The sequence below is a fragment of the Ruminococcus sp. OM06-36AC genome, assembly GCF_003438725.1.
In the GTDB taxonomy this organism is placed as follows: Bacteria; Bacillota; Clostridia; order Oscillospirales; family Ruminococcaceae; genus Ruminococcus_C; species Ruminococcus_C callidus.
In genome coordinates, this window is sequence record NZ_QSTT01000036.1 from 1 (window position 1) to 1,667 (window position 1,667).

Below are 1,667 nucleotides of genomic sequence, written 5' to 3' on the forward strand. Positions count from 1 at the left end.
GTATTGGCATTGGAACTTGCAGCCGCCAGAATATCCGCAAAGTGTCCGCTGTCTGAAGCAGACAAACCGAAAGCGGTCAGAGCGTCTGTGACAATGTCTGAAGTAGATGCCAAATCTTCGCCACTGGCGGCGGCAAGATTCATGATGCCTTCGATACCGCTGAGCATATCGTTGGTTTTCCAGCCTGCCATCGCCATATAGTTCATGGCTTCCGCAGCTTCACTCGCTGAAAATTTTGTCTTACTGCCCATTTCACGGGCTTTTTCCCGGAGGGCATCCATCTCTGAACCGGTCGCACCGGACACCGCTGCCACCTTTGACATGGCAGAATCGAAATCCGCACCAGTTTTCACGGCAATGGTTCCCAGAGCCGTGACACCGGCAGTGACTGGCAGCAGTTTCTGTCCCACGCCAGAGATCTTGTCTCCGGCGGACTGCAGCGTTTCTCCCAGAACGCCCATCTTTTCCAAGGCGGTGTGAGAATTGTTTGCTTCTGTGGTCAGGCGTTTCAGTTCGTTTTCGGTTTCGATGATCTCACGCTGTAGAGCATCATACTGCTGCTGGGAAATTTCGCCGTTTGCAAGAGCGGTATTTGCCTGTTCTGCGGCAGTTTTCAGCACTTCCAGCTTTTCTTTGGTGGCAGATACCGCATCTGCCAGCAGTTTGTGCTTCTGGGATAAAAGTTCCGTGTTGGTGGGATCAAGCTTCAGCAGTTTCTGAACATCTTTCAGCTGTGTCTGCGTCCCCTTGATGTCCCGATTGACACCTTCCAGGGCTTTGGACAGCTTGGTGGTATCGCCGCCGATTTCTACGGTGATGCCTTTGATGCGGTTTGCCATAAATTTCACCCCCCTTATCAAAATTTATCAAAGTCACTCTGATCCGCTAACATATGATATTTGTATTCGTCATTCTCCCGTTCGGTGAACATATCATTCACGACTCCGATCGTGAGCAGATCAAGCTCTGAGAGGGACAGCCCGATCTGCACACATCGGAGAAGGAACAGGGGCGTTGTCATCGGGCGGTCAGTTTTTCGATGTTTTTTTTAGACTTGACCTGTGTTTCTACATTCAAGCCCCAGAGGTCGATCAGCTGCGGCAAGATCTCATAGATGCTGAACGTGTTAAACTGTTCCAGCCACTCATCCGGTGATGCCGGAATGGCTGCATCGGCGTGTTTTGCCATGATATAGGCGATGTTCTCAAATACCTCAAGGCTTTCAATGTCCAGTGCGGAGGATTCCTCTGTATTTTCTCCCACAGACTTTTGCAGTGCTGCAAAGTCCTGATAAATATCTCTGCGGAATTTCAAGCGATACAGTCTGGGAACTGCTGCACTTGCCTTGAACGGCACATCAATCCCGTCAATGGTGATGTTCTTCTGAATTGCCATACTGCACCCTCCTTACGCTTTTACAGATGCTGCGGATGCCTTACCACTCTGTACAGCGGCAGTCAGATTGGGCATATATACCGCCTTATACCAGTTCTCATAAACCTCGGCATCCGTTTTCTCACAGGTTTTAGTTTTTACCAAACCACTGTTCAACGCTGTTGCGGTCAAAGACAGCGTTTCTGTTTTAACTTCCTTTTCGTCCTCAATGGTGCTGGATTCTGTTGCCGGACGAGAGGCAGAGCAGCAGAACAGACAGTGACGAATTTTAT

General features: G+C 49.7%; 2 protein-coding genes and 1 pseudogene. All 3 read right to left on the reverse strand.

All coding sequences use genetic code 11. From position 1 onward, the window contains the following. On the reverse strand, window positions 1–839 hold an 839-nt coding region (locus tag DXB92_RS12500; RefSeq protein WP_117734134.1), incomplete at its 3' end, for a phage tail tape measure protein. Window positions 840–1,017: 178 nt separating this feature from the next. Further along, a complete protein-coding gene (locus tag DXB92_RS12505; protein WP_117734135.1) occupies window positions 1,018–1,395 on the reverse strand; it encodes a hypothetical protein in 378 nt (125 codons plus the stop codon). A gap of 12 nt (window positions 1,396–1,407) precedes the next feature. Next, window positions 1,408–1,667: pseudogene (locus DXB92_RS14210) on the reverse strand (phage tail protein); the annotation flags it as partial.